Source organism: Desulfovibrio sp. DV, assembly GCF_001936595.1.
Lineage (GTDB): Bacteria > Desulfobacterota > Desulfovibrionia > Desulfovibrionales > Desulfovibrionaceae > Solidesulfovibrio.
Genome location: NZ_MLBG01000079.1, coordinates 1 through 23,019, shown reverse-complemented (window position 1 = coordinate 23,019; position 23,019 = coordinate 1). Strand labels below are relative to the sequence as shown.

The 23,019-nt window shown below is 64.8% G+C and carries 18 protein-coding genes; 9 read left to right on the top strand and 9 right to left on the bottom strand.

Annotation, left to right across the window (positions count from 1 at the left end):
* Window positions 1–111: 111 nt before the first annotated feature.
* The 3 genes from DVDV_RS15640 to DVDV_RS15630 all read left to right on the top strand — a co-directional run bounded on the left by DVDV_RS15640 (window position 112) and on the right by DVDV_RS15630 (window position 3,459).
* On the top strand, window positions 112–1,464 hold the full coding sequence (locus DVDV_RS15640; protein ID WP_075355567.1) for an MBOAT family protein: 1,353 nt from the start codon (window positions 112–114) through the stop codon (window positions 1,462–1,464).
* A gap of 4 nt (window positions 1,465–1,468) precedes the next feature.
* Window positions 1,469–2,605, top strand: a complete 1,137-nt coding sequence (locus DVDV_RS15635) for a hypothetical protein (RefSeq protein ID WP_075355566.1) — start codon at window positions 1,469–1,471, stop codon at window positions 2,603–2,605.
* A 521-nt stretch (window positions 2,606–3,126) separates the two neighbouring features.
* A complete protein-coding gene (locus tag DVDV_RS15630) occupies window positions 3,127–3,459 on the top strand; it encodes a hypothetical protein (protein WP_075355565.1) in 333 nt (110 codons plus the stop codon).
* A gap of 119 nt (window positions 3,460–3,578) precedes the next feature.
* Here the strand turns inward: DVDV_RS15630 and DVDV_RS15625 are convergent, their stop codons facing one another.
* The 5 genes from DVDV_RS15625 to DVDV_RS15605 all read right to left on the bottom strand — a co-directional run bounded on the left by DVDV_RS15625 (window position 3,579) and on the right by DVDV_RS15605 (window position 6,977).
* Window positions 3,579–3,977 carry a bacteriohemerythrin gene (locus DVDV_RS15625; RefSeq protein ID WP_075355564.1) on the bottom strand — a complete coding sequence of 133 codons (399 nt, stop codon included), beginning with the start codon at window positions 3,975–3,977 and terminating at the stop codon, window positions 3,579–3,581.
* Between the two features lie 34 nt (window positions 3,978–4,011).
* Window positions 4,012–4,623: a hypothetical protein gene (locus tag DVDV_RS15620; protein WP_075355563.1), complete on the bottom strand. Its 612-nt coding sequence runs from the start codon at window positions 4,621–4,623 to the stop codon at window positions 4,012–4,014.
* A 64-nt stretch (window positions 4,624–4,687) separates the two neighbouring features.
* A complete protein-coding gene (locus DVDV_RS15615) occupies window positions 4,688–4,882 on the bottom strand; it encodes a hypothetical protein (RefSeq protein WP_075355562.1) in 195 nt (64 codons plus the stop codon).
* Between the two features lie 31 nt (window positions 4,883–4,913).
* Window positions 4,914–6,455 (bottom strand): methyl-accepting chemotaxis protein, encoded by a 1,542-nt coding sequence (locus tag DVDV_RS15610; RefSeq protein WP_075355561.1) that lies wholly within the window; start codon window positions 6,453–6,455, stop codon window positions 4,914–4,916.
* A 102-nt stretch (window positions 6,456–6,557) separates the two neighbouring features.
* Window positions 6,558–6,977, bottom strand: coding sequence for a hypothetical protein (locus tag DVDV_RS15605; protein WP_083634796.1), 420 nt, complete (start codon window positions 6,975–6,977; stop codon window positions 6,558–6,560).
* 242 nt (window positions 6,978–7,219) lie between these two features.
* Between DVDV_RS15605 and DVDV_RS15600 the strand changes: the two genes are divergently transcribed.
* From DVDV_RS15600 to DVDV_RS15585, 4 genes are all read left to right on the top strand, one after another.
* Window positions 7,220–9,106: a triacylglycerol lipase gene (locus DVDV_RS15600; RefSeq protein WP_075355560.1), complete on the top strand. Its 1,887-nt coding sequence runs from the start codon at window positions 7,220–7,222 to the stop codon at window positions 9,104–9,106.
* Between the two features lie 155 nt (window positions 9,107–9,261).
* Window positions 9,262–10,911, top strand: a complete 1,650-nt coding sequence (locus DVDV_RS15595; RefSeq protein ID WP_254845405.1) for a HAMP domain-containing protein — start codon at window positions 9,262–9,264, stop codon at window positions 10,909–10,911.
* A gap of 116 nt (window positions 10,912–11,027) precedes the next feature.
* Window positions 11,028–11,663 carry a DUF47 domain-containing protein gene (locus DVDV_RS15590; protein ID WP_075355558.1) on the top strand — a complete coding sequence of 212 codons (636 nt, stop codon included), beginning with the start codon at window positions 11,028–11,030 and terminating at the stop codon, window positions 11,661–11,663.
* The gene (locus DVDV_RS15585) at window positions 11,656–12,666 is read left to right on the top strand and encodes an inorganic phosphate transporter (protein ID WP_075355557.1); all 1,011 of its coding nucleotides are present in this window, start codon (window positions 11,656–11,658) and stop codon (window positions 12,664–12,666) included. The genes DVDV_RS15590 and DVDV_RS15585 overlap by 8 nt, the downstream gene beginning before the upstream one ends.
* 260 nt (window positions 12,667–12,926) lie before the next feature.
* Here the strand turns inward: DVDV_RS15585 and DVDV_RS15580 are convergent, their stop codons facing one another.
* From DVDV_RS15580 to DVDV_RS15565, 4 genes are all read right to left on the bottom strand, one after another.
* Window positions 12,927–14,435, bottom strand: coding sequence for a catalase (locus DVDV_RS15580; RefSeq protein ID WP_075355556.1), 1,509 nt, complete (start codon window positions 14,433–14,435; stop codon window positions 12,927–12,929).
* 157 nt (window positions 14,436–14,592) lie between these two features.
* Entirely contained in the window at window positions 14,593–15,081 is a 489-nt protein-coding gene (locus tag DVDV_RS15575; RefSeq protein ID WP_075355555.1) for a Fur family transcriptional regulator, read from the bottom strand.
* 108 nt (window positions 15,082–15,189) lie between these two features.
* Window positions 15,190–15,864 (bottom strand): DUF47 domain-containing protein, encoded by a 675-nt coding sequence (locus DVDV_RS15570; RefSeq protein ID WP_075355554.1) that lies wholly within the window; start codon window positions 15,862–15,864, stop codon window positions 15,190–15,192.
* A gap of 105 nt (window positions 15,865–15,969) precedes the next feature.
* Window positions 15,970–18,021 (bottom strand): methyl-accepting chemotaxis protein, encoded by a 2,052-nt coding sequence (locus DVDV_RS15565; protein WP_075355553.1) that lies wholly within the window; start codon window positions 18,019–18,021, stop codon window positions 15,970–15,972.
* A 338-nt stretch (window positions 18,022–18,359) separates the two neighbouring features.
* Between DVDV_RS15565 and DVDV_RS15560 the strand changes: the two genes are divergently transcribed.
* Window positions 18,360–19,583 (top strand): efflux RND transporter periplasmic adaptor subunit, encoded by a 1,224-nt coding sequence (locus tag DVDV_RS15560; RefSeq protein ID WP_075355552.1) that lies wholly within the window; start codon window positions 18,360–18,362, stop codon window positions 19,581–19,583.
* 9 nt (window positions 19,584–19,592) lie between these two features.
* Entirely contained in the window at window positions 19,593–22,721 is a 3,129-nt protein-coding gene (locus tag DVDV_RS15555; protein ID WP_075355551.1) for an efflux RND transporter permease subunit, read from the top strand.
* Window positions 22,722–23,019 lie beyond the last annotated feature (298 nt).

Here is a 23,019-nt window from a genome sequence, read left to right as displayed (position 1 = left end):
GTCCCGGATCCCTGGCCGGGGGGGATCATGCCCCCACGGACCCCCTGGATGGGGGGCAGGGTGCGGGGCGGGTGCTGGGGGACGGGAAGACTATTGGCGCAAGGAGCGCGCATGATACCGGATTCACCGATTTTTCTGTATTATTTCCTGCCGGTTGTCCTGGCAGTGTTCTATCTGTCGCCCCTGGGGGCGCGTGGCGTCGTGCTGCTGGCCGCCAGTGCGGGGTATTTTTTCCTGGCCGATGCCGCCGGGCTGCCGGTCCTGGCCGCGGCCACCCTGGGCAACTATCTGCTTGGCCGGGTGATCGGCGGGAGTGCGGGGCTGGCCCGCAAGCGCTGGACCGCCGTTGCCGTGGCCGCCAACCTCGGCCTGCTGGCCTTTTACAAGTACGGCGGCGGGGCCTCGCCCCTTGGCACCTCGTTTTTCACCTTCGGGGCTATCGCCTATATAGTGGACGTGCACCGGGGGGGGCTTGCCCCGGAGCGGAGCCTGACGCGCTTTGCCGCAGCCATGGCCTTTTTCCCGAAGATAACGGCCGGTCCCATTGCCCGGTTCGGGCCGCTTCTGCCGGAACTCGGCCGGCCACGGCCCGGACTCGAGGATTTCCGGCAAGGGGCCTGGCGGGTGGCGGTCGGGCTGGCCAAGAAGACCCTGGTCGCCGGGACCCTGGCCCCGGTGGCCGATGCGGCCTTTGGCCGGGCCACCGGCCCCGACATGGCCACGGCCTGGCTCGGGCTGGTCTGCTACACCGCACAGATTTATTATGATTTTTCCGGCTATACCGACATGGCCGTGGGCCTTGGCCGGCTCTTCGGGGTGCATCTGCCGGAGAACTTCGACCATCCCTACGTGTCGCGCTCGGTGCGCGAATTCTGGCGGCGCTGGCATATCTCGCTGTCCACCTGGTTTCGCGACTACCTCTATATTCCCCTGGGCGGCGGCCGGTGTGCGCCGTGGCGGGTGCAGGCCAACCTGCTGCTCGTCTTTGCCCTGTGCGGCGTGTGGCACGGGGCCACGCTCAATTTCCTCATCTGGGGCCTGTGGCACGGGGCGTTTTTGTCCCTGGAGCGCACGGGTTTTGGCCGTTGGCTCGATACCCGGCCCTCCGGCTTTCGCCACGCCTATCTGCTCCTGGCCGTGATGCTTGGCTGGGTGCTGTTTCGGGCCACGGATTTTGCCGTGTCGGCCCGGTATTTCACGGCGCTTTTCTCGTGTTCCGTCGAGGGCTTCGACTACACCTGGATGGTGGTGGCCACCCGGCAGCGGCTGGCCGCCCTGGCCGTGGCCGTTGTTTTCGCCATGCCCCTTGGCGGGGTGTGGGCGCGGTGGTGCGGGCGGTTTGGCGACAAGGCCGCAGCGGTTGCGGCCTGCGGGCAGGTGGCGGCCCTGGCCGGGCTGCTGGCGGCCTCGGCCATGGCCATTGCGGCCGGCGGGTATGCACCTTTTATCTATGCCAGGTTCTAGTCATATGGCGCGCCTAGCTGGTTTTCTTCAGATTGTGGTATTTGTGGTTTTTCTGGCCACGCCCCTGGTGTTGCCGCTTCTGGGAATCTCCGGCGGCCGGCTGGCCGTGGAAAACAGGCCGCTGGCCGCCCTGCCGCCGCTCTCCCTGGCCGCAACCGAACCGGCCGGATACGGCCCGGCCCTGGCCGCCCATGTGCGCGACGCCGCCCCGTTTCGGGATCATCTGATTCGGGCCAACAGCCGGTTGCGGCTGGCCCTTTTCGGTGAATCGCCCGTGCCCGGGGTCATCGTCGGCCGGGAGGGCTGGCTCTATTACAACCTGGAGCAGGCCCTGGAGGATTATCTCAATACCGTGCCCCTGTCCGAGCGCGACATGGCCGAGATGGTGCGGGTGCAGACCGAGCGCCGGGACTGGTTGCAAGCCCGGGGCATCGCCTACTGCATCGTGTTTGCGCCCAACAAGGAACGGGTCTACCCGGATTTCCTGCCGCCGGGCATTGCCCCCCTGCACCCGGTCTCGCGCCTGGGCCAGATCGTGCCGCGTCTGCGCCAGGCCGGGCTGGAGGTCATTGACCTGCGTGAACCGCTGACCCGGGCCCGGGAGACCCAGCGGACCTTCATGCAGACCGACACCCACTGGAACGGGTTTGGCGGCCTGGTCGGCGCCTCGTCTCTTGTCGAGGTCCTTGGGCGCCAGTTTCCGGCCATGGAAGGGTTGGACATCGGCGGGTATGCCCTGGGCGAACAGGACCGCCCCGGTGGAGATCTGGCCGAGATGCTGCTGTTGCCCGACCTGTGGCGGGAGCGCGACATCGTGCCGCAAAAGCGCACGCCGCCCCTGGCCCGGCCGGCCGCTCCCGGCAACTATCCCGATCCGGCCGACCACCCCGACCGGGGGCGGGCGGCCTATGAAACGGACCGGACGGATTGGCCCCGGGCGGTTGTCTTTCATGATTCCTTTGCCCGGGCCATGCAGCCGTATGCGGCCGAACGCTTTTCCCGGTCGGTCTTCTTGTGGACCCATGCCTTTTTGCCGGAAATCATCGAGGCCGAGCGGCCCGATGTGGTGGTTCTGGAAGTGGTTGAACGTTACATTTTTGCGCTGCTGGTCGAACGGGAACATCTTGTGAAAGCTGAGTAATTCAAGGGCTATATATGTTCAGCCAGGAAAGCCCGCCGAGACTGCCGCAACGCGCAGACCGGCTGTTTGTGAATATTGCAGCGCTGGTCTGGTTGCGGCGGATGTGTTCAGGCTGGACACCCTGTCTCGGAAAGCGCTGGGACATACTGTTTTATCTGAATTGTTAACGGCGAGAATAATTGCAGCGGAGGGTGATTCTTCGTGGCATGTGTTGTTGGAACAATGCCAAGTCTGTCGGTATATAAGAGAGAATTTTGTACCCTGTTACAGTTAAAAGGCCATGTTGCTGGTGTGTTCCAGTCGCTGCATGGGCTGGCAGTACGTTGCCGTGGCGGAAGATCTGGTGAGGAAGACGAGAAGAATACGCGTGTTATGTTGACAGCACGGCCTGTGAGGAGTAATTGAGGGTATCCTCAGTTGTGCGGGGATTCGCTTTTTTAATTGCAAGTCGCTTGCACAACAGGGGATTTTAGAAAAAGTGGTGAGGGATTTGCCACAATCGATCGATTTGGGAGGGCAACATGGCAACATTATCCGGTACCGGCGGACTGTTCGATTTCAGTTCGCTTTTTCAGAACCTTAACCTTGGCGGGACGTTTGGCACCACCGGCTTCGGACTTGATCTGACCGGCGGCTCGGGCTTCTCCCTGGGCTCCAACCTGTTCGGCGGCACCGGCACGACTTTCGGCGGCAGCCTGTTCGGTGGCACCGGCACGGGTGGTTTCTCGCTGGACTTCAGCAACCTGTTCGGCGGCACCTCCGGGAACCTGTTTGGCTCCTTCGGGGCCGGCACGGGGGTTGATTTCTCGTCGCTGTTCGGCTCGGGCGGCACGACCTTCAACTTCTTCTCCTAGTACAGCAGTATTTTGGTGCGAGAAGAGCCTGGCAACCGCTGGTTGCCAGGCTCTTCTCATTTTGTGAGGCCCTGCCGCCGGGCCCCAAGGGGCAAGGCCGGCCCTGCCTCTTGGACTGGTTATTTCGCGTGGGCAAAAGCTGCGAATCGCAGATCTTCATTGCGGATGTGGCCGATGAACCAGGCCCCGAGAAATTCCAGGGTCTCCAGGGACACAAGGCCCGGTCCCTCGCCGATGCGCCCTTCCAGTTCCGCCACCATGGCCCGAAACGTCTCGTGCAGGCGCTTGTGGGCCACAAGCTGCGGGTAGTCTCGCGACTGCATCAGGGCTTCTTCATCATCAAAGTGGCCCTCGGCGTACATGCGCATCCCCTGGAAGGCGTCCAGGACGCCCTGGCGGTGCTGTCCGGCCTCGATCTGGCTGCTCAGTTCCGAAAGCATGTCCAAAAACAGGCGGTGCTGTTCGTCGATGGACGCAAAGCCGGTATGCAGGGAGTCGTCGAATTGCAGTTGCTGCATGGCAGGGTCCTCACTGGCCTTACGGGTCGGCCCGTCAGCGGGGGAGGTAGCCGTTGTCCGGCGCGGACTTGCCGGTTGGTGCGGCCGCCGGAGCCTTGGGCTGGCCATGGCGCTCCTGCCAGCAGGCCCGTTCGGCTTCAAGCAGGCCCCAGTTGGTGAGCTTGAGCGTATTGCCGGCCCCGAGTTCCGGGTCCTCGCCTTCGGTGCGCTGCAGGATGAGGCTGATCGGCCGCAGCCGGGCGTCGGAAAAGGCCCATTTGTTGCCCATGGTGCGGCCTTCCAGATCCCCCTTGTACTGGGTCGGATCACCGTAGCGCTTGAGCATCTCGCCGCTTACCGTGCGGAAAAAATCCAGGCCGCCGTCGCGGTAGCGCATCTTGATGCGGGCCACGGTCCCCGGAGCGGCGCAGGTGCCGACCAGGACGTATCCACCGGAAAAGAACTTGTCGCCGCCAACCGGTATCCGCTGCATCCAGGGGGAGTCGCTGACGGGGCGGGCCTTTTTGGCCTGGACGCGTCCCTTGGCTTTGGCCAGCGGTTCGCCCAGGGCGATGCCGGCCAGTTCGGTCGGTGTCTCGGCCAGGGCCGGGGCGGGGCAAAGGGTCAGCAGCAGGGCGGCAAGGCACAGGATACGGGATAGCGGCATGGAGCACTCCTCTCAAGACGGCTTCGCGCCACGCCAGGCCGGGAGGCGTGGGGGCAGGGGCGGGTCAGCGTTTTTTTCCGATGCGGGTGGTGTCGTGCACTCCCCGCCGGGTGATCTCGCGGGATTTGAAGGCATCGAAATCGAACTTGCCCGGGGTAAGGACCGCATGGCGGCGGCGGACGGTCTTGCGGATGACCAGCCACAAACCGGCGCTGACGCCGATGAAGGCGACGGCGACGATGATGAACATTTCCCACATGGGCCGTCTATAGCCGTAAAGGCTTTCACTGTCATCCGGCAGCCGAGTCGGCGAACAGGGCGTTGAGCGCGTCGGCCACCCGGGAGAGCTCTTCCACGGCCAGGGCGGCTTCGCCCATGGCCTGGGAGGTTTCGGACACGGCCTGGGCGATGTCCGTGCCGGCTTTGGCGGCGTGTTCGCCGGCGGTGGTCTGCTCGCCGGCGGTCTGGGCGATGGTGCGCACATGGGCCGAGGTTTCCCGGGCCAGGGTCAGGATGGCGTCCAGGGCGGCTCCGGCCTCGCCGGCGATGCCGGCGGTCTGGGTAACCAGATTGACCGCTTCCCCGGTGGCCTGCCGGTTGGTTTCGGCGCTGTCGCGGATGGCGGTGACATTGCGTTCCACCTCGCGGGTGGCGGCCATGGTCTTTTCGGCCAGCTTTCGCACCTCGTCGGCCACCACGGCAAAGCCCCGGCCCGATTCGCCGGCCCGGGCGGCCTCGATGGCGGCATTGAGGGCCAGCAGATTGGTCTGGTCGGCAATGTCGGAAATGACCCCCAGGATGCTGCCGACCTCCTTGGCCTGGGCAGACAGGGTTTCCATATGCCCGCCAAGGGCGGCGGCCTTGGTGGACAGTTCGGCCATGCCGGAGAGCACGCGGTTCATGGTGTCGGCGGCGCCGCCGGCCTGATCGCGGGTCTTGCTGGCCACGGCGTCGGTCTCCCGGGCCGTGTCGGCGATGTTGCGGGCAGCGTGGCCGAGGTGGGTGACGGAATCGGCCACCAGCCCCATTCGGGCCTGCTGGTCGTCGGCGGCGTGGCTGGCCTGGCCCACCTGCTCGGCCAGGATCTTGGCGGCCTCGGCCAGATCGGCCGCCAGCCCGCCGGCCTTTCTGGCCAGATTGGCGGTGTGGTCGTTTTGTCGGCAGATGGCGGCTTCCTTGGCCTTGAGTTCCGTCATGTCGAGATAGAGGCACAGTCCGCCGATGGTCTCCCCGGCGGCGTCGCGCAGGGCGAAGACATTGGCCAGCACGTCGCGCCGCCCGCCCCGGTGGCCGGTGATGGTCACCTCCAGGTTGGCAAAGACCTGCCCCTGGTTCATGGCCTTGCCGACGGCCGTCGCCCGGCTGGCGTCGTTGTAAAAGACCTCGGCCAGGGTGCGGCCGAGCTGGCGTTCGGGTGCGCCGTCGATTTCGAGCATGGCCAGGGTGGCGGCGTTGGTAAAGAGCACCCGTTCCTTGGGATCGACCAGCAGATAAGGGATGGGCAGGCCTTTGGTGATGCCCGAGAGAAAGCCGCGCGTGGTGCGCACGCTCTCGCCAAGCCGGGCCAGGGCCTCGGCCAGCCCGTCCGGCACGACCGGGATGTCGGCAATCTTGCCGGCCTCCAGAGCGTCAAGGACGCGGGCCAGTTCGCCGGCTTCACGGCGTCGGCGCGCCTCGGCCGCGGCCACGGCGGCCACGGCGGCCAGGGCCGGAAACAGACCGCCCAAAAGGCCGGCCAAGGCCCCCGAGGCCCCCGACACCCATCCGGCCGCGGCTGCCGCGGCCAGGGAACCCGCCACTGCTCCAAACCACCAGAGCCGATGCCCGGCCATGTGCACTCCTTGCTGGTTTCCTGCCGCCCCGGGTCGGCCGGGGAGGGAACGCAGGCTGTCACGAGGCGGTGCAGCCAGGCTGCCCGCTTGCCGGATGCCGCATTAATTCATGGGCAACATGCGGTGCAGGTCGGAACTGCCGGTCGTGGTCTGCATGATTTCGCCATTTTTGACGCAATAGGTCGAGCCGTCGTAGTCTGCCGTCAGGCAATCGCCGTTGATGGAGGCGGACGTCCAGCCCTTGAACGTGTTGAGGCTTTTGCCGTCCATGAAGTAGTAGTACACAGCGTAGCCCTGGCCGCTTTTTATCAGGCAGTACTCGTATTTGTTTGGCCGGTTGTATTCGCTGGGCCGGCTTCGGACAAAGCAACCGAGCAGGGCCGGGTTGGGTTCCTTGTTGACCTGGGCATAGCTGGTCGGGGTGCCGGAGATATCCTGTTTGCCGATGGCGTCGAGTCCGTTGCATCCGAAAAGGGACAGGACGAGGGCGACAATCAGGCTGTACAGGGCCATGGGGTACATGGGCGACTCCTGGGTAAAAGGGACTTATGGGTAGTTTGTTTTAAGCCCTTTTGGCTGTGCTGGCAACAATGGGCCTGCAGAAACAGGGCCGGCGGCGGCCTCCCCTGAAACGGGCCGCCGCCGGCCGACGGAGTGCTTTACCGCAAGGCGCAACCTGTCGTAGAGAAGACCGCCCGGAAACGACTGCGCCGTCCGGGACCATTGCACGGCTCTGCCGGATACTGCGCCCCAAGGAAATTCCCATGCCACGCCGCCTGCTGCCTGTCTGCCTGCTGTGCCTGCTGCTCCTGTCGGCTCTGTCCGGTTGCGCCCGCATCGGGGTGCGCCCGGTCTCCATAAACGACCGGGCCGGCCAGCTTGAACGCAACGCGCTGAATTCCGACCGGCCTTCGGAGCGCACCCTGCGCTTTTTGCGCCAGCGCGACCTGGAGGCAACCCTGGCGGCGGACCCGGAAACCATGCTCCGGGGCCTTGACGGCGAAGCCCGGGCAGAGCGCGACCGGGAGGCGGTGTTTGCCCTGGCCGAACTCTGTTATGTCCAGGCCACGCACAGCAAGAGCGACCCGGAAAAAGCGGCCATGTATTATCTTTCCAGCGCTGTTTACGCCTACCTCTATCTATTTGACACCGCGTTTAAACCCACTCTCGATATCTACCATCCCTATTCCAGACAGGCCATGGAGTTTTATAACCGCTCTCTGGCCAACTATGTACTGTATGCCCGGGATGCCGACCTTGCCTATGCCAAGGGGCGGGAACTGCCCTGGCTCATGGGCCGGGTGCGGCTGGCCGAGCGGCGCTCGGAGCTGACCTTCTCGCCTGATGAGGTGGAGAGCTACCATCTGGCCTACGAGTTCGAGGTCAAGGGGCTCTCGCCGCAGCAGGTGCGCCTGGGCATCGGCGTGCCTATTGCCGTGGTGCGCCGGCCAAGCGAGGGCGAGGTGGGGTCGGCTGCGGAACGGTTCATCCCCAAGGTGCGCCAGACCTATGCCGCCTCGCTTTTCTTGCGTTTTTCCCCCGCCGCTTCGAAGAACAAATACGGGGCACTGGTCTACGACGCCGACCTGGAAATCCACGATCCCATGAAGACCGATGTCCTGGAGGTGGCCGGGGCCCGGGTTCCGATGGAGATCGACCTGACCACGCCCCTGGCCTTCATGATGCAGAACTCGCCCGAGCCAAACGGCCTGGAAGGCATGATGAATCCGGCGGCCTGGGAAAAGTACACCCGGCTCTACATGCTCCAGCCTTACGACCCGGACAAGATTCCGGTGGTCTTCGTCCATGGGCTGATGTCCGCGCCGACCACCTGGGCTCCGATGTTCAACGGGCTGATGGGCGATCCCGAGCTGCGCGCCCGCTACCAGTTCTGGTATTTCCGCTATCCGACCGGCAATCCCATGCTCTTTTCCGCCGCCGCCCTGCGCGCCTCCCTGGAGGAAGTGCGCCATGCCTTTGATCCCGGCGGCCAAAACCCCAATTTCAACGCCATGGTGGTGGTGGGGCACAGCATGGGCGGCCTGCTCACCAAAACCCTGGTCCTGGACAGCGGCGACGCCCTATGGGCCAATGTTTCCAAGAAAAAGCTCGAGGACCTGCCGCTGTCCCCGGATGACCGCACGGTGCTGCGCGACGCCCTGTATTTCACCCACCGGCCCTATGTGTCGCGGGTGGTCTTCATTTCCACCCCCCATCGGGGATCGGAGCTGGCCCTCGGGGTCATCGCCAACATCGGCCGGGCGCTGATCAGCCTGCCGCTGACCGTGCTCAAGCCGCTTGGCGCCGTCACCGCCGCCCTGGTCCGAAGCGCCCACGCCGGCGGCAATTCCGCTATTGGGAGCGGGCGCCTGCCCACGGGCATCGACAGCCTCTCGCCCAAAAATCCCAGCCTCAAGACCCTGGCCGAACTGCCGATGACCGTTCCCTACCACTCGATCATCGGCGACGAGAAGAAAGCCGACACCCCGGGCGGCACCGACGGCGTCGTGCCCTACTGGAGTTCGCATCTGGACGGGGCGGTGTCGGAGAAAATCGTCCACTCCGGCCACAGCGCCCAGGACCATCCCCTGGCCATCCGCGAGGTGCGGCGCATCCTGCTTGAGCACCTCGCCGCCCACCCCGCCCACTGAATTGCGCCGGCGGCCGGGCGCTTTTGGCCCGGCCCGCACACTCTGCCCTTGCTCCCGGAGCGCTTGCCGCCTATACCTTGCGCGTCACGAAATCGTCGCCTGATTGTCACGATTTCGCGTTCCAGGGAGGGCGGATGGCCAGGCGTTCCATAACATTGAATTTTCTACTGTGGACCTGGGGATTTTTCCTGCTGGTCTTAAGCGGCGTCTTTGTCTTTGCCACGGGCAAGGCCGAACGGGCCGTGCTGGCCGAGGCCGAAGAACGGGCCCGGCATTCCCTGGATCTGGCCCAATATCTCCTGCGTTCCCATCCGCGTTTTACCGGCGACGCCGATCTGGCCGGCTATGTCGACAGCCTGGGGCCGCACCTGGGCTTTCGCCTGAGCTACATCGTGGGCGGCCGGGTGGTGGCGGATTCCGACGTCGGCGCGTCCGGGGTGGGCGAGATGGAAAACCACGCCGACCGGCCCGAGGTGCGCCAGGCCCAGGCCGGGGGCTTTGGCCAGGACCTGCGTCTAAGCCGCACCCTGGGCCGGGATATGCTCTACGTGGCCCAGGGCTTTGCCGGCACGGACAGCCTTTCCCCGGGCATCGTGCGGCTGGCCTTGCCGGTGTCGTCGCTTCGCGGCGAGATCGGCCGGGTGCGCGAGACGCTTTTGGCCGTCATGCTTCTGGTCTTTGCCGCCGGCGGGGTGGCGGCCTATGTCCTGGCCCGGCGCATGTCCGGGTCCATCCGGGAAATTTCCGACGTGGTGTCGGCCATCGGCGACGGCCACTACGACCGGCGCATCCATATCGTCTCGGCCACGGATTTTGCCCCCCTGGCCGAAGCCATCAACACCCTGGCCACCCGCATCGGCTCCCATGTGGGCGAAATCGAAGAGCGGCGAAAGCGCCAGGAGACCATTTTCGAGGGCATGGCCGAGGGCTTGGCCATCCTCGATGCCGCCGGGCGGATCGTGGCCGCCAACCGGGCCTTTCGCGACATGTTCCCCAAGCTGGCCGAACCGGTTGGCCGGGTTCCCCTGGAAGCCGGGGTGCCGCTTTGCGTGGACCGGGCTTTGGCCGGCAAGGCCGACGAGGCCGGCGCGGTCTGCCCGGTGGGCCGTTTCGAGCTGCCAAGCGGCCGGGTGGTCGATGTTACGGCCGCGTCCACGTTCATGGCCGGGCAGGGCAGCGGCCGCATCGTCACCTTTCACGACGTCACCGAAGCGGCCACCATGGACCGCATTTTCCGCGATTTCGTCATCGACGCCTCCCACAATCTGCGCACCCCCCTGACCAAGGTGCTGGGCTATGGCGAGACCGCCCGGGACCTGCTCGCCGCCGCCCCGGCCGACATCGGTGCGGCGGGTAACGCCCTTTCCGTGGTGGTGGCCTCGGCCGGGGCCATGAAGACCGTTATCGACGATCTGCTCGCCGCCGCCCGGGACCGCTTTGCCGCGGCCAAGGCCAAGGCTCCGGCCACCGATGCCCTGGCGGCCCTTAAGCAGGCCCTGGCCGCCGCCGACCCGGTGCTTCGGGCCAAGGGCGTCACCGCCCGCATTCTCGACGCGCCAGACGGCCCGGTGCCGGTGACGGCTCCCTATGACGTCCTGGTCCAGGCCTTTGGGGCCATTCTGATCCAGACCCCGGACGCGGCCGCCACGGCCATTGCCGTGGCCCGCGACGGGGAGTCCGTGGTGGTGCGGTTTGTGGGGCCGGCCCGGCTGGATGTGACCCTGCCCGGGGCCCAATTGGCAGCGGCCGGGGGCGAGGCCTTTCTCGACGGTGCAACCCGGGTGGTGCGGCTCGTTGCCGCCTAGGCCGGGGCGTTCTCTCGTCTTGTGTTTGTGACTGCGACGGCGGCCCGCATGGTGCGCGGCCTGTCCCGTCATGCTGGGCGGTTCTTCCAACCCTTTGCTCATTTGCGGAGACACGCATGGGTTTCAGCCTCTTTCCCCGATCGGTAAAATTCTACGACCTGTTCAAGGAACAGCACCGCAAGCTGGCCAAGGCCGTGGGCATCCTGGATGAACTGTTCACGACCTTTGACGATGTCGAGGAACGCTGCAAACGCATCAACATCATCGAGTCCGAAGGCAACGCCATCAGCCGGCGCATTGCCAAGGAACTCTCCCTGACGTTCATTACGCCCATCGACCGCGAGGATATCCACCAGATCAACCTTACCCAGGAAGACCTGCTCAATCTCATCAAGGCCATTGCCTCGCGCATCGGGCTTTTCGGCTTCGACCGCATCCGCTATCCGGCCCGGCGCATCGTGGCCAACCTGCGGGCCATGATCGACGAACTCGGGGTGGTGCTTGGCCAGATGAGCGCCAACAAGAAGAGCGAGGAGAGCTTTCACAAGATCGAGAATCTCAAGCACGAGAGCGAGACCCTGGTCATGGTCGGCATCGGCGAACTCTACGACGGCGGCGATGAGACCGCCGACTATGCGGCCATCTTGAACATCGTCAAATGGAAGCACATTTTCGATCGCATCGAGGCAGCGGTGGAGCGGGCCGAGGCCCTGTCGGACATTCTGGAAGGCGTGGTGCTCAAAAATGCCTGACCTGCCCATCCTGCTTATTGTTGTGGTGGGCATTGCCCTGGTCTTCGATTTCACCAACGGAGCCCACGACAGCGCCAACGCCATCGCCACCATCGTCTCCACCAAGGTGCTCTCGCCCCTGACGGCGGTGCTCATGGCCGGGGCGCTCAATCTGCTGGGCGCGTTTCTGGGAGAGTCGGTGGCCCACACCATCGGCAGCGGCATTGTGCAGCCGGAAATGGTGGCCGGCAGCCAGGGGCTGGTGCTGGCGGCGCTGTTGGGGGCGATTTTCTGGAACCTGCTCACCTGGTATCTGGGCATTCCCTCGTCGTCGTCCCACGCCCTGATCGGCGGCCTGATCGGCGCGGCCGTGGCCTACGGCGGCTGGGATGCGCCGCTTTACGGCTCGATCGGGGCCAAGGTCATTGTGCCGCTGCTGCTCTCGCCCCTGGCCGGGTTTCTCTCGGGCTATCTGCTCATGGTGCTCCTGTCCTGGCTGGTGGTCAGAAGCACGCCGGGGCGGGTCAATTTCCTTTTTAAAAAGCTGCAGATCGTTTCTTCCGCCTTTATGGCCACCAGCCATGGCTTAAACGACGCCCAGAAAACCATGGGCATCATCACCCTGGCCCTTTTCACCTTCCACGAGATTCCGGAGATGGCGGTGCCGTTTTGGGTCAAGCTGGCCTGCGCCCTGGCTATGGGCCTGGGCACGGCCTCGGGCGGCTGGAAGATCGTCAAGACCATGGGGCACAAGATTTTCAAGCTCGAACCCATCCACGGTTTTGCCGCCGAGACTGCCGCCGCTGCCGTCATCTGCACGGCTTCGGCCATGGGCGCGCCCATTTCCACCACCCACACCATTTCAACCACGGTCATCGGCGTTGGCGCGTCCAAGCGACTGTCCGCCGTGCGCTGGGGCGTGGCCGGCCGGCTGGTGGTGGCCTGGGTGCTGACCATCCCGGCGGCGGCGCTGGTTTCGGCCCTGTGCTACTGGTTTTTGGCCGTCACGGGACTGGCGGTCTAGCCGGGCCTTCCCGGCCCGAAAAAAGCCGGGGGATTGCTCCCCCGGCCCGGTGCCAAGGCCGGCAGCCCCATTCCGGGCTGCCGGCCTTTGTCGTTGTTGTTCTCGCGCCTGGGCCTTGCGTCTCAGCCTGGCCGGTTCTCTTGCTTGCGCGCACGTCCCCAGTCGCACCGATACGTCCCCCCTTCACCCATTCGGGGGGTCCGGGGGGATCATCCCCCCGGCCGCCGGAGGCATCCCCCTGCCTTCATTTTTCCCTTCCCCTACGCCGCTGTCGCGGCGGCGCGTTCGTCGGCGGTCATGGCGGCGAGCCGTTTGATCTCGGCGGCGTCGAGGCCAAGGCCGGCGGCCATGCGTTCGCCGAAGCTGGTGTCGGCCTTCATGAACAGGGCGCACTGGCGCTTTTGAATGCGGGGCAGGGCGGCTGCAAGGTGGCCGAGGATATTGCCGATGAGATGCTCGCGGTCCATATCGTTCATGGCCTTGCGGTAGAGTTCGCCGGGCTGGATGAAGTCGTCGTTGGGGTGGGTGTAGGCGAACCGGCCGGCCTCGCCGTCCAGGGGGGCATGGGGTTCGAGCACCGTGGGATCGGGAGCGGGCGCGCCGAAGCTGTTGGGCCAGTAGTTGGGTCCGGCTCCGCCGCCGTCGTCGGTGCGCATGGCTCCGTCGCGCTGGTAGTTGGCCACGTCCGCGAGCTTGGGGGCGTTGATCGGGATGAGCTGGTAGTTGGGTCCCAGGCGGTGCAGGTGGGTGTCGTGGTAGGAGAACAGCCGGCCCTGGAGCATCTTGTCCGGGGAGGCGGCGATGCCGGGCACGAAGTTGCTCGGATTAAAGGCGGCCTGCTCCACCTCGGCGAAGTAGTTCAGCGGGTTGCGGTCGAGGGTCATCTTGCCGATGACCATGGGCGGCACGTCGCCATGGGGCCAGACCTTGGTGACGTCGAAGATGTCGTAGCGGTAGTCCTTGGCCTGCTCCGGGGTCATGATCTGCATTTCCAGGGTCCAGGACGGCGGATTGCCTGAGGCGATGGCTGTAAACAGGTCGCGGGTGGCATGGTCGGGGTCGCTGCTGGCCAGGGCGTCGGACTCTTGGCGGGTGAGATTTTTGATCTTCTGGTCGGTTTTGAAATGGTACTTGACCCAGAAGTATTCGCCGGCGGCGTTGTACCACTTGTAGGTGTGGCTGCTAAAGCCGTTCATGTTCCGGTAGCTGGCCGGGGTGCCCCGGTCGGAGAAAAGAATCAGCACCTGATGCAGCGATTCCGGGGTGAGCGACAGGAAGTCCCAGAACATGTCGGGGTCTTTGAGGTTGGTCTGGGGGTTGCGCTTCTGGGTGTGGATGAAATCGGGAAATTTGAGCGGATCGCGGATGAAAAAGACCGGCGTGTTGTTGCCGACGAGGTCGTAGTTGCCTTCTTCGGTGTAGAATTTGAGGGCAAAGCCCCGGGGGTCGCGGGCCGAGTCGGCCGAGCCGCGTTCGCCGCCAACGGTGGAGAAGCGGGCGAACATTTCGGTGCGCTTGCCGATTTTGGAGAGGAAGGCGGCCCGGGTATAGCGGGTCACGTCGGCGGTGACCTCAAAATAGCCGTGCGCGCCGGCCCCCTTGGCGTGGACCACCCGCTCGGGAATCCGTTCCCGGTCGAAATGGGACATTTTTTCCAGCAGGTGCACGTCCTGCATGAGCGCCGGGCCGCGTGGACCGGCCGTTACGGTATTGAGATCGTTGCCGATGGGCGCGCCAAAGCCGGTGGTCATTGTTTTCTTGTCAGACATGCTCACGTCTCCTGTTCCGGGGCCTGCCCACGGCGGGTGGTCAGGTCGTTATGGATAGTGATTCTCTTAAAGGAGTTCCCGGGACATGGCAACGTCGCTTCGGAAAAAAAGCCCCCGTCCGTCGGACAGGGGCTGTAATGCATCGATATTATTTGATTTATTTCTTTTCTGAAGGATCCGGAGGGCTTGCCTGATCCGGCTTGTCCCGTTTTATCTGGCACTTCGGGCACAAGCCGAAGAAATCCAGACGGTGGGTCAGGATGCTGTAGCCGGTGGCCCGGGCCAGGGCCTTTGCCATGGCTTCGACGCCGGGCAGTTCGGGATCGGCCACTGCGCCGCAACCCTGGCAGATGAGGTGGGGATGCGGCTCCGGCCGGGCCGCATCGTAGCGGTTGTCGCGGTCGCTGAATTGCAGTTCCAGGACCTCGCCGCAGGCCTTGAGCGCCGCGATGGTCTTGTAGACCGTGGCCAGGCTCAGGTCCGGGATGTCGGGCAAAAGCCGGCGGTACACGGTCTCGACCGTGGGATGGTCCGGGCTCTCGGCCAGGACGCGCAGGATGGCCAGCCGCTGGGGAGTGATGCGGTAGCCTCGTTCCCGCAGTCGGGCGGTAATGGCGGCAAGGCGCGGGGTGTCGGGACTGGTCATGGGAAACGCCGCCTCGCGTGGCCTGGGCCCATCCGGCGGACATGCGCCCGGGGGCAGCCGGAAAAAGCGGTTGTCGTTCATAAAACGGCCGTTGCCGGCCCGGCCGGCCTAGCGCGCCAGCATGGCCCGCAAGAGATCGGCGCAGCCTTCGGCGTTGTGGCTGGCCCGGTAGACATACTCCACAAACCGGATGATCTGGTACACCCGGGAAAAATCCAGGCCCGAGCCGTAGGCGGCGCTTATAAGGCCGCGCTTGGCCCGCACCACCTTGAGGTGTTGCAGGCGGATTTCGTGCATCCGCGATTTGACGTCGCCGCGGGCGCTACGGGCACTCAGAACGAAATCAATGGTGTCGGCCAGGGCCGGGCGCAGCATGGCGACCGTGATGCCGGCCTGCTCCACGCTCTCGGACATGGCTTTGGCCAGGGCGGGCGGGATGTCGAAACTGCCAAGCCCGAGCCAGGCCACGGCCTCCTGCACGGCATCCAGGATGTTGTCCTGGCTTCGCGTGTAGTTGAGGAACAGGGTCTTGTCCACGACCATGAGAAACCCGGCCGGCAGGTGGTTGCGGATGCGGCGTTTGATCTTGTCGGCCTCGGCTTCGAGGATGTCGATCTCCCCGGCCAGCACCTTGAATCCCAGGTCCTGGCCGTCGGCCAGACTGCGTTTGAGGGCCTCGTCGAGCAGGGCCATGCCCCGGCCGATGGGCTGGTAGTGGTCAAGCAGGCCCGGCAGGTAGTCCTGGCGACGCGGGCCGAGAAAGCGCAGGGCGGGGCAGAGCATGAGGCGGTCTCCTTGGCGTGGATGCGGTCGTGCGGCAATCGAGGCCAAGGGATGCGGCAAAGGGGGTGGGGCTGTCAATGTCCCGTCCCTGTTTGCCGGTTATTTTCAGGTCGATTCCTCCTGGACTGCCCCCAGGCGACGGCATTCGCCGTCCTGTTCGGTTTTGAGGCATTCGATAAGCTGGCCGAGTTCGCCGGTGCGCATGGCCAGAACCGAGACCGCCTCGGCGGCGGTGCTCATGTCGGTCATGGTGCTGGTTGACACCGTGCTGATGCTGCCGAGATTCTGGCTGATGCCGCGTCCGAGTTCGGCCAGGATTGCAGCGTTTTGGGCCATGGTTTCAACTTGTCCCGTTGTGCGCGAGACAATGGCCACGATGGCCGCCAGGCTCTCTCCGGAGGTGTCGGCCAGGGCGGTGCAGGACGCGATGGCCGAGCCGGCGTCCCTGGCCGCCCCCACGCTGCGGTGGATTCCCTGCTGGATGGCGGTGACCGCCCGGGTTACGTCGTTGGTGGCGTTCATGGTTTTTTCGGCGAGCTTGCGCACTTCGTCGGCGACCACGGCAAATCCGCGTCCGGCCTCGCCGGCCCGGGCCGCCTCGATGGCGGCATTCAGGGCCAGCAGATTGGTCTGGTCGGCAATATCGGAGATGACGGTGATGATGGCCCCGATCTCGCGGGCCTCGCTGCCCAGGGTGTCCATACCCTGGCCCAGCTCCCGGGCCAGGATATTGACCCGGGCGATGGCCGTGCCCACGTCCCGGACCGCATGATCGCCTTCCCTGGCCCGCTCAAGGGCGGCGGCGGCATCCCGGGCCACCTCCTGGCCCTGTTCGCACATTTCCCGGGCCTTGGCGTCCATGGCCGTCATGGAACTGGTGGAGGAGGTGAGTTTGCCGGTCTGAAACTGCGCCCCGCGCGAGGCCTTGGTGACAAGCCCGGACAGTTCGCTGGCAGCCTCGGCCACGGACCGGGCCACCTTGTCGGATTCCTCGGCCAGGGCAATCAGGCTGCGTTGCTGCCGGTCGATTGCTTCCTGTTGCATTCGTTCGGTGGTCAGGTCGGCGTAAAAGCCGAACAGCCCCAGAGGGGAACCGTCAAAATCGGCAATGGGGGTGGCCGAGACGCGGATGGTTTTGACCGTGCCGGAAGGCAGGGGCACGTCGAGGTCGCCGTGAAAGGCCTGCCGGGTGCGGGCGGCTTTCTCCGTGGCCGTTTCATGGTTGGCGTCGCCGTAGATGAAATGGCCCGGGGTCTGCCCGACATAGCTTTCGCCGGCTTCTGTTTTTTCCAGTAAGGCGAGCATCAGGGAGTTGGTGTGGGTGATGTTGCCTTTGGCGTCGAGGATGACATAGGGGGCGGTGTCGGCGATGGCGGCCAGGACACCGTCGGCGAAGCGGATTTTGCTGCGCAGGCTGGCCACCATGCTTTCCAGGGCGCACTGGAGCCGGCCCAATTCGCCTGAGGCTGTGCCGGCGCATACAGCCTGGAAGGAGCCGCCGGCAATGCGCTGGGCAAAATCAATGCACCGGGCCAGGGGCGATAGCACGGTTCGCCGTAAAATCAGATGCACCAGCCCGCCAAGGCCCAGCGCAACGAGCAACAGCGCCCCCTCGAGCCAGATGAGGAATTCAGCCCGATCTTCGGACTGGCGCTGAAAAAGCGACACCGCCTTGTCCATCATCGTGTTGATCGCCTCGCTCTCAGGCAGCAGCCGGGCCACATCAGCTCCCGGGGCATTGGCTGCCGCGTCCCTGACCAGTTTCCGGTACTCCTCCCACAAGGTGGCCACCTGCCCCAACTGGGCCGACTCCGCAGTGCCGGGCCGGGGCAACACGGCCGAGGCCCCGGACGGGTCCAGGCTGAGCGGGGCCGGCCCACCCAGGCGCAGGGCCGTCAGGCTGGCGTCAAAAACCGCCATGGTTTTTTCCAGCTTGCCGGCGACGGCCGGGTCCTTTGCGCCTGCGGTTGCCGCCGCCCGGACCAGCAGCGCCTCCTTGGCCATTTTCTGGGTGAGCATCCGCTGGCGGCCGGCGATATTGACCACCAGGGCATCGCCGCGCTGGTTGCCGGCGACGATACAGGTTGTGGCAAACATGGCCGCCGCCAGACAGACCAGGGCCAGGGTGGGCAGAAGCACTCTGACTTGAAGCGACATAGCATCCTCCATGAAACGTCTGTGCCGGCATTGGGGAATGGGTCGTCATAGCACGGTTTGTTTCCAAAACGGAAGATGCATAAAATACGGTCTTGAAAATAAATTGATGCACATTCGTATGAGTGCGCTTGATATTGATGCAAATGAATTTGTTTCATAACAAAATAATTTTGCCGCAAAAATGTGGTCAGGCCAAAGCCTCCGGCACGCGGCCGGGTATGCGTCCGAGGCGTTGCGGCGCGGGCGATGGTTGCTGTGGAATCGAGATTCATGTTGCGCTAACGCCTGTTGTTTATTACTCATACAAGATACTGCGAATTGTTTTGAGGAGAACCGTCATGGGCCCAATGCTGCTCCGTCCGGTACTGAAGTATGGCGTTTTAGCCCTGTTCCCCATTGTCCTGTCCCTGGCCGGTTGCAGCGGTCAGGATGCAGAGAAAAAGCCGGCCGCCAAGGCGGCTGAACCCGCCGCCGTCATGGTGCAGGCCAGGGTCCCGGTGGTGTCCGACGTGCCGGTGTACGGCGAATATGTGGGACGTCTGGCGGCCAAGGAAAATGTGGAGATCCGGGCCCGGTTGGAAGGCTATCTCAAGGAACGCAACTTCACCGAAGGGTCCATCGTCAAGAAAGGCGATCTGCTCTTTGTCATCGAGCCGCGCCAGTATCAGGAGAATCTGCAAAAGGCCAAAGCCGAACTGGAACGACAGAACGCTCTTTTCGCCAAGGCCAAAGTCGATCTCACCCGGTTTGAACAGCTCTACAAGCAGCAGGCGGTCAGCCGCGATGAATATGACACGCGCCTGACCAACCAGCGTGAACTGGCGGCCAACGTCGATCATGCCAAGGCCGCCGTGGACGCCGCCGAACGCGATCTCGGCTATACCCGCATCATCGCCCCCATCACCGGGCGTATCGGCAAGACCTACGTCAATGTCGGCAATCTCGTCGGCAAGGGCGACAACACGCTGCTCGCCGAAATCTCCTCCACCGATCCCATGTACGCCGATTTTTCCATCAGCGAACGGGATTATCTGGAGTTTTCCAAGGCCAGACACGCCAATGGCGACAAGGATCGGGAATTTCCCCTGACGCTCCTTTTGGCCGACGACTCCGTCTATCCCTACCAGGGGGAGGCCGACATGGCCGACCGGGCCCTTGACGCCAAGACCGGCACCCTGGCCGTGCGCGGCATTTTCCCCAATCCGCAGGGGATGCTCAAACCCGGCCAGTTCGCCAAGGTCCGGGCTTTGCTCGAGCACCGCAAAGGGGCCATGCTCGTGCCCCAGCGGGCCATCGTGGATGTCCAGGGAGCCAAGTCGGTGTACGTGGTCGCAGCCGACGGCAAGATCGAGGCCCGGACCGTGACCCTGGGCGGCAGCAAGGACGGCTCCTTCGTCATCGACTCGGGCCTGACACCCACGGACATGGTGGTGGTGGAAGGCATTTCCAAGATTCGTCCGGGCGCGCTGGTCAAGGTCGTGTCCGCTCCTGACGCTCCGGCCGCTCCGGCCGCCCAGGCTGCAACGCCGACCACGCCCGCCGCTGCGCCGGCCAAACCCTAGGGGCCGGCCATGGTCAATTTCTTCATCGACCGGCCGGTTTTCGCTTCGGTCCTGTCCATCATCATCACCCTGGTCGGGGCCATCTGCATCCTGACCCTGCCCATTGCCCAGTATCCGCAGATCGTGCCGCCGACCGTCCAGGTGTCGGCCACCTACGACGGAGCCAGCGCCCAGGTGGTGGAAGAGTCCGTGGCCACGCCCATCGAACAGGAAGTCAACGGCGCCCAGGACATGCTCTACATGAACTCGGTGAGTTCCAATGACGGGCGCATGGTCCTAAACGTCACCTTCGACATCTCCCGCGACCTCGATCTGGCCACCGTTGACGTGCAAAACCGCGTGGCCCTGGCCAATTCGCGCCTGCCCTCGGAAGTCACCCGGCGCGGCATATCGGTTAAAAAGCAGTCCCCGGACATGCTGCTGGTCATCAACTTAAGCTCCCCGGATGCCAGCCGCGATACGCTGTTTCTCAACAACTACGCCAAGATCAACATCACCGACGCCCTGGCCCGGGTGCCTGGCGTGGGCAACGTGGCCGTTTTCGGCGAGCGCGACTACGGCATGCGCGTGTGGCTCGATCCGGACAAGCTGGCCCGCCTGGGCCTGACCTCCTCCGACGTGGCCCAGGCCATCCGCGACCAGAACGTCCAGGCTCCGGCCGGCCAGATCGGCATGCCGCCGGCTCCGCCGGGCCAGGAGTTCCAGTTGACGGTGCAGGTCAAGGGCCGGCTGACCGATCCCGAGGAATTTGCCGACATCATCGTGCGCACCGGCAGGGCCGCCGAGATCGTGCGCATCCGCGACGTGGGCCGGGTGGAACTGGGCAGCCAGAGCTACAACGCCTTCACGCGCCTCAATCAAAGCCCCACCTGCACCATCCAGGTCTTCCAGCTTCCCGGAGCCAACGCCCTGGACGTGGTAGCCCAAATCCGGGCCATTATGGCCGAGCAGGCCGGCTATTTCCCCTCCGGGGTCAGCTATACCATTCCCTATGACACCACCAAGTTCGTCACCGCCTCCATCCACGAGGTCATAAAGACGCTCTTTGAGGCCGTGGCCCTGGTGCTCATCGTGGTCTACGTCTTTTTGCAAAATGGCCGGGCCACGCTCATCCCCATGCTCACCGTGCCGGTGTCCCTGGTCGGGGCCTTTGCCTTCATGCAGGCCTTTGGCTTTTCCATCAACACCCTGACGCTTTTCGGTCTGGTGCTGGCCATCGGCATCGTGGTCGACGACGCCATCGTCGTGGTCGAAGCGGTGCAGCACAAGATCGACCACGACAAGATGCACCCGCGCGACGCCACCCGGGCGGCCATGGCCGAGGTGGCCGGGCCGGTCATCGCCATCTCGCTGGTGCTCATTTCCGTCTTTGTGCCCGTGGCCTTCATGGGCGGCGTCACCGGCCGGCTGTACCAGCAGTTTGCGCTCACCCTGGCCGTGTCCGTGGCGCTTTCGGCCATCTGCGCACTCACCCTCTCGCCAGCCCTGTGCGCGCTGATCCTGCGGCCGGCCTCCATGCCGCGCGGGCCGCTCGGAGCCTTTTTCCGGGGATTCAACTGGCTTTTTGACGTCACCACCAAGGGCTATGCCTCGGGGGTGCGGGTGGCCATCAAGCGGATGCTCGTTACGGTGGTTTGTCTGGCGGCGGTCGGCGGCGGGGCCTGGCATCTGCTGACCACCCTGCCTACGGGCTTTGTGCCCGACGAGGACCAGGGCTATTTCATCGTCAACATGCTGCTCCCCGAAGGCGCGTCGCTCGAGCGCAACGACGCCGTGGTCAAACGGATCGAGCAGCGCATGGCGGCCGATCCGGCCGTGGCCGATGTCCTGGCCCTTGGCGGCTACAACCTGCTGACCAGCGCCTACAGCTCGTACAGCAGCGCCATGTTCGTGATCTTAAAGCCCTGGGACCAGCGCAAAACCCCGGAGCTGTCCCTGGATGCCGCCATGGGCCGGGCCAGGGCGTCGTTTGCCGATGTCCAGGAAGCCATCGTCATGGCCTTCAATCCCTCGCCCATCCCGGGCCTGGGGACCACCGGCGGCTTCCAGTTCGAACTCCAGGACCGCACCGGCGGCCCGGTGGACGCCCTTGCCCGCACGGCCTACGATTTCATGGCCGAAGCGAGGCAAGAGCCGTCCATTACCGGGCTTTTCACCGACTTCAGCGTGGACGTGCCCCAGCTCTTTTACAATCTGAATCGGGACAAGGTGCAGACCATGTCCATCCCGCCAAGCACGGTCTTTGAAGCTTTGCAGACCTATCTTGGCGGGCTCTACGTCAACGATTTTAACAAATTCGGCCGCACCTACCGGGTCATGCTGCAAGCCGAGCCGCGTTTCCGCGGCAGCCCGGCCGACATCGAACGGTTCTACGTGCGCTCCGGCGGCGGCGAGATGGTCCCCCTCAGTACCCTTGGCATCACCAAGGACATTCGCGGGCCGGAATACATCCGCCGCTTCAATCTGTTCCGCACGGTGGAAATTTCCGGCGGCACGCCCGAAGGCTTTTCCTCGGGCCAGTCGATCGCGGCCATGGCCAATCTGGCCAAGACCGCCTTGCCCCAGGGCTACGGCTATGCCTGGACCGGCATCGCCTTCCAGGAAGCCACCTCCGGCGGCCAGTCGGTGTTCATCTTCGGCCTGGCCCTGCTCATGGTCTTTCTCGTCCTGGCCGCCCAGTACGAATCCTGGGCCGTGCCCTTTGCCGTCATCCTGGCCGTGCCGCTGGCCGTCTTCGGAGCCATGGCCGGCCAGATGCTGCGGGGCCTGGAAAACAACGTCTACGCCCAGATCGGTCTGGTCATGCTGATCGGCCTTGCCGCCAAAAACGCCATCCTGATCGTGGAATTCGCCAAGGCCCGGCGCGAGGCCGGCGATACCCCGGCCGAGGCCGCGGTGACGGCCTCTATCCTGCGCTTCCGGCCGATCCTCATGACCTCGTTCGCCTTCATCCTCGGCGTCGTGCCGATGCTCACCGCCACCGGAGCCGGCGCGGCCAGCCGCCATGCCCTGGGCACGGCCGTCTTTGGCGGCATGATCGCGGCCACGGTGCTTGGCGTCTACTTCGTCCCGGCCCTCTACTGCGGCATCCAGCGCCTGGTCGAGCGCGGCGACCGTGGAGTGCGTAAAGTGGAGTGAGTAGAGAAAGAGTGCCTCCGGCGGCCAAAGGGCTGAGCCCTTTGGAATCCCACTGGGGGGAAGTTTGATTTGACCAGGTGCGGTGCCAAGTCGAGACGCGTAATTGCTTTTTGAGCTTGACGGGAACCACCGTTGCTTCGGGGGCCTGAGGCCCCCGGACCCCCCAAATGGGTAAAGGGGGGACGGCGCCGCTACGGCGGTGGAAGGGAGCGTGTTCCACGCTCGTCGGCTAAAAACTTTTCCCTTTGCAGGGGTCCGGGGGGATCATCCCCCCGGCCGCCGGAGGCATCTTCGCCGG

Bases quoted from the DNA above. Each gene is read 5' to 3' on its own strand.
- DVDV_RS15640 (WP_075355567.1), top strand. From the start codon at position 112: ATGATACCGGATTCACCGATTTTTCTGTATTATTTCCTGCCGGTTGTC.
- DVDV_RS15635 (WP_075355566.1), top strand. From the start codon at position 1,469: ATGGCGCGCCTAGCTGGTTTTCTTCAGATTGTGGTATTTGTGGTTTTT.
- DVDV_RS15630 (WP_075355565.1), top strand. From the start codon at position 3,127: ATGGCAACATTATCCGGTACCGGCGGACTGTTCGATTTCAGTTCGCTT.
- DVDV_RS15625 (WP_075355564.1), bottom strand. From the start codon at position 3,977: ATGCAGCAACTGCAATTCGACGACTCCCTGCATACCGGCTTTGCGTCC.
- DVDV_RS15620 (WP_075355563.1), bottom strand. From the start codon at position 4,623: ATGCCGCTATCCCGTATCCTGTGCCTTGCCGCCCTGCTGCTGACCCTT.
- DVDV_RS15615 (WP_075355562.1), bottom strand. From the start codon at position 4,882: ATGTGGGAAATGTTCATCATCGTCGCCGTCGCCTTCATCGGCGTCAGC.
- DVDV_RS15610 (WP_075355561.1), bottom strand. From the start codon at position 6,455: ATGGCCGGGCATCGGCTCTGGTGGTTTGGAGCAGTGGCGGGTTCCCTG.
- DVDV_RS15605 (WP_083634796.1), bottom strand. From the start codon at position 6,977: ATGTACCCCATGGCCCTGTACAGCCTGATTGTCGCCCTCGTCCTGTCC.
- DVDV_RS15600 (WP_075355560.1), top strand. From the start codon at position 7,220: ATGCCACGCCGCCTGCTGCCTGTCTGCCTGCTGTGCCTGCTGCTCCTG.
- DVDV_RS15590 (WP_075355558.1), top strand. From the start codon at position 11,028: ATGGGTTTCAGCCTCTTTCCCCGATCGGTAAAATTCTACGACCTGTTC.
- DVDV_RS15585 (WP_075355557.1), top strand. From the start codon at position 11,656: ATGCCTGACCTGCCCATCCTGCTTATTGTTGTGGTGGGCATTGCCCTG.
- DVDV_RS15580 (WP_075355556.1), bottom strand. From the start codon at position 14,435: ATGTCTGACAAGAAAACAATGACCACCGGCTTTGGCGCGCCCATCGGC.
- DVDV_RS15575 (WP_075355555.1), bottom strand. From the start codon at position 15,081: ATGACCAGTCCCGACACCCCGCGCCTTGCCGCCATTACCGCCCGACTG.
- DVDV_RS15570 (WP_075355554.1), bottom strand. From the start codon at position 15,864: ATGCTCTGCCCCGCCCTGCGCTTTCTCGGCCCGCGTCGCCAGGACTAC.
- DVDV_RS15565 (WP_075355553.1), bottom strand. From the start codon at position 18,021: ATGTCGCTTCAAGTCAGAGTGCTTCTGCCCACCCTGGCCCTGGTCTGT.
- DVDV_RS15560 (WP_075355552.1), top strand. From the start codon at position 18,360: ATGGGCCCAATGCTGCTCCGTCCGGTACTGAAGTATGGCGTTTTAGCC.
- DVDV_RS15555 (WP_075355551.1), top strand. From the start codon at position 19,593: ATGGTCAATTTCTTCATCGACCGGCCGGTTTTCGCTTCGGTCCTGTCC.